Below are 8739 nucleotides of genomic sequence, written 5' to 3'. Positions count from 1 at the left end.
GCGATCGGCCGCACGTCGACCACGCCCGCGAGCGGCCGAAGCCGCGCGTCCGGAACTTCGTTGGTCGGCAGCCGCTCCGACTCCCAGGCCACGCCGAGCAGCTGACGCGGCCCGAGCGGCGCGACGACGATTGAGCCGGGCTCGACATGCATGCCGTCCGGCACACGGTAGTCGAGCGGGCCGAGTGCGGCGTTGAGGGTGACGACACGGGCGCGGTTGATCGAATTCACTCAGTTCGCCGCCGGACGAGGAGGTATTTGGTTCACACGAAGGCACGAAGAAGAAAGGAAGCCACGAAGGATCAGAAGCTAGTCTTTCCGCTCTTTAGAGAATGGGAGGATGTTGGCTGGGCCTTTCACGATTCTCCGCAGGCCTTCGCGGAACGTTTCCCCTCCGAAGTTCATGAGCAGCCCTACGGGCTGCTGCGCGAGTCTGATGTAGGTTAGCAATTGTTTGCAGTGCACAGCAGAGAGCCGCTCGACCGACTTGATTTCGATGAGAGTGCCACCGACCAGCAGGTCCACGCGGTAAGCTTCTTCAAGCCTTATGCCTTCGAATTCTATCGGAAGAAGCTTCTGACGCTCGACCTCACACCCCTCGCGGCGCAGCCGCTCAGCTAACAATGCCTCATAAGCGGACTTGAGCAAACCGGGGCCGAGTTGCTTGTGCAGGTGCAAACCGCAATCGATTGCAATTCGCGCAAGCTCCTCATTCTCCGCCACCCCCTTAGTGCCTTCCTTCCTGCTTCGTGCCTTCGTGTGAAATAACCTACTTTCCCCGCTTCTTGCGGTGGGTGTCGAAGTCGAGCACCGCGGAATCCTCGTCGGGCTGGAGCAGGCCGAGCCGGCGCGCGACCTCCTGATAGGCTTCCTCGACGCCGCCGAGGTCCTGGCGGAAGCGGTCCTTGTCGAGCTTCTGGTTGGTTTTCATGTCCCACAGCCGGCAGCCGTCGGGGCTGATCTCGTCCGCCAGGATCACCCGGGCGTAGTCGCCGTCCCACACGCGCCCGAACTCGAGCTTGAAGTCGATCACCCGGATGCCGATCGCCGCGAACATGCCCGACAGGAAGTCGTTCACCCGGATCGCCATGTCGGCGATGTCGTTCATTTCTTCCTGGGTCGCCCAGCCGAAGCAGGCGATATGCTCGTCCGCGATCATCGGATCGCCGAGCGCGTCGTCCTTGTAATAATATTCGATGATCGTCCGGGGCAGCTGGGTGCCTTCCTCGATCCCGAGCCGCTTCGAGAGCGAGCCGGCGGCGACGTTGCGCACGACCACTTCAATCGGGATGATCTCGACCTGGCGGATCAGCTGCTCGCGCATGTTGAGGCGCCGGATGAAATGGGTCGGCACGCCGATCGTCCCGAGCGCGGTGAAGATGTGCTCCGAAATGCGGTTGTTGATCACGCCCTTGCCGCTGATCGTGCCGCGCTTCTGCGCGTTGAACGCGGTCGCGTCGTCCTTGAAATACTGGATGAGCGTGCCAGGCTCGGGACCCTCGTAGAGGATCTTGGCCTTGCCCTCATAGATTTGGCGGCGGCGAGCCATGTTCGGGGGGACCACTCCGATTGAATTGGGGAGCCGCGGCTATAGGCGAGCCAATCTCAGCGGGGAAGGTCTCGCGCGACGTCGAATCCGACCCCGCCCGATGCGAAGGCGTCGAGCTTCATCGGCGGCGGTCCCCGGCGGGAATCACGACCATCTCGGGACAGTCGCGGCAGTCGCGGAAGACGAGACTCGGCGCCATGTCCGGGCCGGCATCGGCCGAGGTCGCGAGCAGCACGGCAGACGAAATCGCGATTGCCGCTGGCCGGTTCAACGGCGCCTCCGCCCGAAAGACGGAAGCGCTAACACCCTTCGCCCGGCGGCGCCCACACAACCGGCGCAGTCGAAGAATGGGAGCGCGGCCCGCCGGACCGCGCCCTTCACGCAAAGCTGCTAGTTCGACGCCGTGGTCGCGAGCTTGCTGCTGACGATCCGCACCTTCTGGACCGTCGCCGGCTCGAGATATTTCTGCGCCAGCTTCTGGATGTCCGCCGGGGTGATCGACTGGAGCAGGGCCTTGTGCTGACGGATGCGGTCGAGCCGCTCGGGCTCGCTCTGCGCCTTCTGAAGCGTGCCGAGCCAATAGCCGTTGTCGCGCATCAGGCGGTCCGCCTTCTCGAGCTCGGGGTTCCTGGCCCTGGCGAGGAGGTCGGCGCTGACCGGCTTGTCGCGAAGCGAGGCCGCGGCTTCGGCGATCGCCTTGTCGACCTCGTCCGCTTTGTCGGGAGCGACGACCGCGGCAGCAGAAAGATAGCCGAAGCCCTTGAAGGTGTCGGACATGTTGCTCGACAGGCTGACGCCATAGCTGTCGCCGAGCTTCTCGCGGACGCTGTCGGTCAGCATCAGGTCGAGCACGTCCTTGAGCAGCCCGACCCCGACGACTTCGCGGAAGTTCGAATCGTCGGTGGTGGGCCACACCGCCTCGACCATCGCCTTGTCCTCCGGGCCGTCGTGGGTGAGCACGATCGGGCTGCGGTCCGCGCGGAACGAGGCTTTGGCGACGGCAGGGTCGACGGCATCGTCGAGCTTGCGTGCGGGCAGCGCGCCGAACGTCGAAGCCACCGCGGCGATCGCGGCATTCTCGTCGACATCGCCGACGATGGTGATCTCGATCGGTGCGGACGCGATCACCGGAGCGAGTGCCGCCTTGGCCTCATCGAACGTGCGCTTCGAGAGTACGGCGGCTTTCGGCATTCCGAAACGCTGATCGCCGCTGGCGAGCAGGATCGGCAGGCGCACGCCGGCAACCGCTTCGGGCTGCGCTTCGACCTGCTTTTCGATCACCGGGACCGCGTTGGCCCACTGGCCTGCCGCCTCGGGGCGGAAGCCCGGGTCGAGCAGATAGGCCGCGCTGACCTTCATTTGCAGCGCGAGATCCTGCGGCGTGGTGGCGCCGCTCGCGACGAAGGCGTCATCCTGGACCTTGGTGCCGACGGTGATCACCTTGCCCGCGAGCAGGTCCTTGAGCTCGTCGAGCGAATGCTTCTTCACGGCCGCGGTCGCCGAGGTGATGGTGAGCATCGGAGCGAGTCCGGGCTCGCTCTTGGGAAGGTCGAGGATGCCGCTGCCGAGGCGCACGATGAAGCGCACCTTGCCGGCTTCGAAGTCGGTCTTCTTGATGTTGAGCCGGACATTGTTGGCGAAGCGCACGGTCCTGACGCCGAGGTCCGCCACGCGCGTGTCGGAGGCGACCGTGCCGGCCGGGCCGAAGCTGTCATAAGCGAAAGCCTGCGCTTCGCTTGCCTGGGGCGCGGCGACGGCGACCGCGCGGCTCGCATCGAACGCGGCGGCGAGTTGCTGCGTGGGGATGTCCTGCTTCGCGCTGACGTGCACGAGCGGCGCGCTGCCTTTCCACAGCTCGCGGAAAGCGGCGTTCACCTTTTCCGGCGTCAGGGTCTTGGCAACGGCGTCGAACTCCGCGGCCTTGAACTTGGGCGTGGTCACGAACCGGTCGCGGCCGACGACGCCGAGGATGGTGTTCGCAAGCGACTTGTTCGTCCGCGTGTCCGCCTGATCGGCCGCCGCGTGCAGCGCGCCCGTCATGTCGGCGATTTGCGTCTTGAGCTCGGAAGCGGTGAAGCCGTGCTCGAGTGCTCGGCGGACTTCCTGCTCGGCGGCGGTCAGCGCATCCTTCCACGCGCCGTCCTTGGCGGCGAGCACGACGCTGGTCATCAGCGCCGCATCGCGCTCCTCGTCCGTGCCCATGCCGCCGCCGAGGAGCGGCGAGCCCGGTGTGTTCACGAGCTTCTGCAGCCGCCGGTTGAACATCGCGGTCGCGACCCCCTCGGCGATCTTGCGCTTGCGTTCGGCGAGTGTGTCCGCCGGGTCCTCCCACGGACGCGCGATCGTGTAGTTGACGGTCGTGGCCACCGCGGGATCGACGAACGTGTCGAACGCGGCGGGACGCGCGAGGTCGACCTTGCCGCGCGGCAGGGGCGCGCCCGCCGCGCTGGCGTCCTTCCAGTCGGCGAAGGTCTTCCTGATCTTGCCTTCGACGATGGCAGGGTCGGCGTCGCCGACGAAGACCAGGGTCGCGTTCTCCGGCCGGTAATAGCGCTGGTAGAGGCTGCGGATGGTGTCGGCAGACGCGCTCTTGAGCACCGAATCGACGCCGATCGGAAGTCGCTCGGGATAAGGCGTGCGGGGGATCTGGAAGCCGAGCATGTCGACGACCTGATGGTATTGGAAATTGTCCCGCGCCCGCTTCTCTCCAAGAATGACGCCGCGCTCGCGATCGACTGCTGCAGGATCGAGCTTCAGCTCGCTCGCGACCTCGCGGAACAGGAACATTGCGGTGTCGATGTGCTCGGCGTCGGCCTTGGGCAGGTCGAGCATGTAGGTCGTCGAGTCGAAGCTGGTCACGGCGTTGGTGTCGGGCCCGAACTCGAGCCCCTGCCGCTCGAGGATCTTGACCATGTCGCCTTCGGGGACGTGGGTGCTGCCGTTGAAGGCCATGTGCTCTATGAAGTGCGCGAGGCCACGCTCGTTGTCGGTCTCCGCGATCGATCCGAACTCGAAGCGCAGGCGAACCGACGCCGTGCCCTTGGGCGTCGCGTTGTGCATGATCGCATATTTCATGCCGTTGGGCAGGGTGCCGTACTTGATCGAGGAATCCGGCGTGACGTCGGTCAGCGGCACCCCCCAGCCGTTGACCGCGGACTTTTGAGCGGTCGCGACAGACGGCGCGGTCGCGGCGAACGCGGGAGCGCTGCCGGTGAGGATGGCAATGGCAATGGCCGCGCTGCTGACGCGCGAAAGAAACGGCTTAACGATCACAAAAACTCCCCGCACCCCGGTGATTCGGCGAGGAGGGAACCTAGGCGCGAAGCCGCGAAGCGCAACCGGGCGATTCCACAAACAGCTGAATTTATTGGTTAAACGGCGGTTTCGACACGGAAAATTGACCAAAGGCAAGGAGCGCGGCTGCGTGCCCGGCCGCGCTCCTCCGCCTCCGGTCAATGCGACCGGGCGCGCCGTGCCCTGGTCGCCCAGGGCGCGTCATATTCGATCCGATAGAGGACATCGAATGTATTGCCGATCGCCCGGCGGAGAGTCCTGAACCCGGCGCCGATCCCGGCGTTGAGATGCTCGCGTCCGGCCTGATACTGGCGGTCGAAAAGCTCGTCCATCATGATACCTTCCTTTCGTCTTGTCCCGAGGCGTCAAAGCGCAAGCGGGAAGCTGTCGATGACATCGTTGGCGGGGCTGAGGGCCCGTTCGATGAGCTCGAGCCGGCGGGCCTCGTCGAGCGCGCGCCATGCCCGGGCCGTCGAGCGCCCCGCGTCGATCTTCGCGACCTGCTCGGCGGGGCCGTTCTCAACGAACACACGGATGCTGTGGCCATAAGTCATGGCAGTCGTCCCTTTCTGTCTGACGGCCGCCGGCGAGGGGCTGAGGGGAGGGAGTTTTCCGTCGCCGGCGGCTTGAGGCCTATGTATGATTCAGGCGCTCGTTGCGCCAATCAAACGCTCGACAGACCCCATAAATCCAGCTTATGAACTGAACCGATGAGGCGGCTACCTCCACTGGCGGCGATCCGGGCTTTCGAAGCCGCCGCGCGCACCGAGAATTTCACCGCTGCCGCAGCCGAGCTCGGGATGACCCAGGCGGCCGTCTCCTATCAGGTGAAGAGCCTTGAGGAGCGCATGGGCGCGCCGTTGTTCGTGCGTGAAAAGGGGCGGGTCCGGTTGACACCGCTCGGCGCCCGCCTGCTTCCGTCATTATCGAACGCGTTCGATACCATCGAGGCGGCCTTCGCGACCCACCGCGAGGAGGACGAGTCGCTCCTCACCATCACCACCACGCAAACGTTCGCCAACACCTGGCTCGCTTGGCGGCTGGGCGCTTTCCAGATCGACCATCCCGAGCTTGCCGTCAGGATGTCCGCCAGCAACGAGGTCGTGGACCTGCGGTCCGGCGACGCCGATGTCGCGATCCGCGCCGGCCGCGGCGACTGGGAAGGGCTCGATCACCACGAGCTGTTCAAGTCGAGCTTCACGCCGATGGCCAGCCCCGAATGCGTCGCTTCCGTCGAGCGTGAACTCGGCCGCAAGCTCGAGCCGGACGACCTCCTGCACCGGAACCGAATCAACCCGAGCGACGACTGGTGGCTGCAGTGGTTCGCCGACAATGGCGCGCCCGCCGACGACGGGATCTTTCGCCGTCCCGGCGTGCGGCTCGACAGTCAGGCCGACGAAGGCCACGCGGCGATGGCCGGTCAGGGTTTCGCGCTGCTGACGCCCCTTTTGTGGAAGGGCGACGTGGCCGCCGGGCGGCTGCGCGTGCCGTTCCCGGATCGCGTGTCGACCCGCGGCTGGGCCTATTGGCTGATCTATCCGAGCGAGCGGCGCATGGTGCCCAAGGTGAAGCGCTTCCGCGAATGGCTGCTTGCCGAGATGCAGCGCGCGCTCGAGGACGCGGCGGGCGGGTGGCCGCAACCGGTGCCGATCGCCGCTCAGTGATGCACAGGCGGTGGCGGGCCGCCGCCGCCGTTGCTAGGCAGCGGCATGGCCGATTCCGATCTTGCTTCCGTCATCGACACCCCCTTCGCTTCAGCGCTGTCGGAGCGCTATCTGGTCTATGCGCTCTCGACGATCACCGCGCGGTCGCTGCCCGACGTCCGCGACGGGCTGAAGCCGGTCCACCGCCGCCTGCTGTGGGCGATGCGGCTGCTGCGGCTCGACCCCGCCGGCGCCTACAAGAAGTCGGCGCGCGTCGTCGGCGACGTGATCGGCAAATATCACCCGCACGGCGACCAGTCGGTCTACGACGCGATGGTCCGCCTCGCGCAGGATTTCGCGCTTCGCTACCCGCTGGTCGACGGCCAGGGCAATTTCGGCAACATCGACGGGGATAATGCCGCCGCGTACCGCTACACCGAGGCGCGGCTGACGCCGATCGCGATGCAGCTCATGGCCGGGCTCGACGAGGGCACGGTCGATTTCCGCCCGACATACAACGGCGAGGAAGAGGAGCCGGAGGTCTTTCCCGGCCTGTTCCCGAACCTGCTTGCCAACGGCGCCAGCGGTATCGCTGTGGGCATGGCGACCTCGATCCCGCCGCACAACCTCGGCGAGCTGATCGATGCGGCGATGCACCTGATCGACGAGCCGAAGGTCGAGGACCGCTCCCTGCTCGAGCATGTAAAGGGCCCGGATTTCCCGACCGGCGGCGTGCTCGTCGACGACGAGGACACGATTGCCCGAGCCTATGTGAGCGGTCGGGGCGCGTTCCGGCTTCGGGCGAAGGTGGACGTGGAGAAGGAGAAGGGCGGGGGCTGGCACCTGCTGGTAAGCGAAATCCCGTATGGCGTACCCAAGGCCAAGCTGATCGAGCAGATCGCGCAGCTTATCGCCGACAAGAAGCTGCCGATCCTCGCCGACGTGCGGGACGAAAGCGACGAGCAGGTGCGGCTGATTGTCGAGCCGCGCGCGCGAACCGTCGACCCCGACCTGCTGCTCGAGAGCCTCTACCGGCTCACGGACCTCGAGATCCGCTTCCCGCTTAACCTCAACGTGCTCGACGCGACGAGGACGCCGGGTGTCATGAGCCTCAAGGAAACGCTTGCCGCGTGGCTCGCCTTCCAGTTCGAGGTGCTGGTCCGCCGCAGCCAGGTGCGGATCGGCAAGATCGACGAGCGGATCGAGCTTCTCGACGGATTCCTGGTCGCCTTCCTCAACCTCGACCGCGTGATCGAGATCATCCGCACCGAGGATGAGCCCAAGACGGCGATGATGGCCGAATTCTCGCTATCGGACCGCCAGACCGAGGCGATCCTCAACATGCGCCTGCGGTCGCTTCGCCGGCTCGAGGAGATGGAGATCGGCCGCGAGCGCACCGCCTTGGCGAAGGAACGCGACGACCTCGCGAAGCTGGTCGAGAGCCCCGCGCGGCAGCGTACGCGGATGAAGCGGGACCTGCAGTCGCTCAAGGACAAGTTCGGCGACGAACGCCGCACCCGGGTCGAGGAAAGCGCGGCGCCGCGCGAGATCGACTGGTCGGCGATGATCGAGAAGGAGCCGATCACCGTCATCCTGTCGCAGCGCGGCTGGATCCGCGCGATGAAGGGGCATCTCGCGCTCGATCAGGTCTCCGACCTCAAATGGCGCGAAGGGGACGGGCCGTTCATCCACTTCCATGCGCAGACGACCGACAAGCTCGCGCTATTCGCCTCGAACGGACGCGTTTACACGCTCGCGGGCGACAAGCTGCCGAGCGCGCGCGGCTTCGGTGAGCCGGTGAGGTTGTTCATCGACCTGGACGCGGACGTGGACATCGTTCAGCTCCTCGTCGTCCGCCCCGAAACAAAACTGCTCCTCGCGTCGTCCGATGGCCGCGGGTTCCTCGCCACCGCCGATGCCACGCTGGCGGAGACCCGGAAGGGCAAGCAACTGGTCAATCTCCGCTCGGGCGCCAGCGTGGCGATCGTGCGGCCTGTTCCCGAAGCCGCCGATACCGTCGCCGTCGTCGGCGAGAACCGCAAGATGGTGGTCTTCCCGCTTGCGGAGCTTCCCGAGCTTGCGCGCGGACAGGGGGTGATGCTGCAGCGTTACCGCGACGGCGGCCTGAGCGACGCCATCGCCTTCCGTTTCGAGGACGGGCTCAGTTGGGCGCTGGGCGGCGAGAGCGGGCGCGTGCGGACCGAGAGCGACCTTACGCCGTGGCGCGCCGCGCGCGGCGCCGCGGGCAGGATGC

General features: G+C 66.2%; 9 protein-coding genes. 2 read left to right on the top strand and 7 right to left on the bottom strand.

Features of this window, described 5'->3' with window-relative positions; genetic code table 11:
* From GH737_RS10915 to GH737_RS10885, 7 genes are all read right to left on the bottom strand, one after another.
* Nucleotides 1–221 (bottom strand): primosomal protein N' family DNA-binding protein (locus tag GH737_RS10915; RefSeq protein ID WP_476749614.1); only part of this gene is annotated, 221 nt, incomplete at its 3' end.
* An 87-nt stretch (nt 222–308) separates the two neighbouring features.
* Nucleotides 309–722, bottom strand: coding sequence for a GxxExxY protein (locus GH737_RS10910; RefSeq protein WP_155264850.1), 414 nt, complete (start codon nt 720–722; stop codon nt 309–311).
* Nucleotides 723–768: 46 nt separating this feature from the next.
* Entirely contained in the window at nt 769–1548 is a 780-nt protein-coding gene (gene purC / locus GH737_RS10905; RefSeq protein ID WP_155264849.1) for a phosphoribosylaminoimidazolesuccinocarboxamide synthase, read from the bottom strand.
* Between the two features lie 118 nt (nt 1549–1666).
* Nucleotides 1667–1819 (bottom strand): hypothetical protein, encoded by a 153-nt coding sequence (locus GH737_RS10900; protein WP_155264848.1) that lies wholly within the window; start codon nt 1817–1819, stop codon nt 1667–1669.
* Between the two features lie 119 nt (nt 1820–1938).
* On the bottom strand, nt 1939–4821 hold the full coding sequence (locus GH737_RS10895; protein WP_155264847.1) for a M16 family metallopeptidase: 2883 nt from the start codon (nt 4819–4821) through the stop codon (nt 1939–1941).
* A 179-nt stretch (nt 4822–5000) separates the two neighbouring features.
* Nucleotides 5001–5177 carry a hypothetical protein gene (locus GH737_RS10890; RefSeq protein WP_155264846.1) on the bottom strand — a complete coding sequence of 59 codons (177 nt, stop codon included), beginning with the start codon at nt 5175–5177 and terminating at the stop codon, nt 5001–5003.
* Nucleotides 5178–5207: 30 nt separating this feature from the next.
* Nucleotides 5208–5396, bottom strand: coding sequence for a hypothetical protein (locus tag GH737_RS10885; protein ID WP_155264845.1), 189 nt, complete (start codon nt 5394–5396; stop codon nt 5208–5210).
* Nucleotides 5397–5552: 156 nt separating this feature from the next.
* On the opposite strand from GH737_RS10885, the gene GH737_RS10880 reads away from it, so the two are divergent.
* Both GH737_RS10880 and parC read left to right on the top strand, forming a co-directional pair.
* Nucleotides 5553–6506 carry a LysR substrate-binding domain-containing protein gene (locus GH737_RS10880; RefSeq protein WP_155264844.1) on the top strand — a complete coding sequence of 318 codons (954 nt, stop codon included), beginning with the start codon at nt 5553–5555 and terminating at the stop codon, nt 6504–6506.
* Nucleotides 6507–6551: 45 nt separating this feature from the next.
* The coding region (parC, locus tag GH737_RS10875; RefSeq protein WP_155264843.1) for a DNA topoisomerase IV subunit A at nt 6552–8739 on the top strand (2188 nt) is incomplete at its 3' end.

Origin of the sequence: Sphingomonas segetis, assembly GCF_009720245.1 — a bacterium.
GTDB lineage: Bacteria > Pseudomonadota > Alphaproteobacteria > Sphingomonadales > Sphingomonadaceae > Sphingomicrobium > Sphingomicrobium segetis.
Note: the sequence above shows the minus strand (reverse complement) of the source record. Positions and strands in the feature narration are given on the sequence as shown.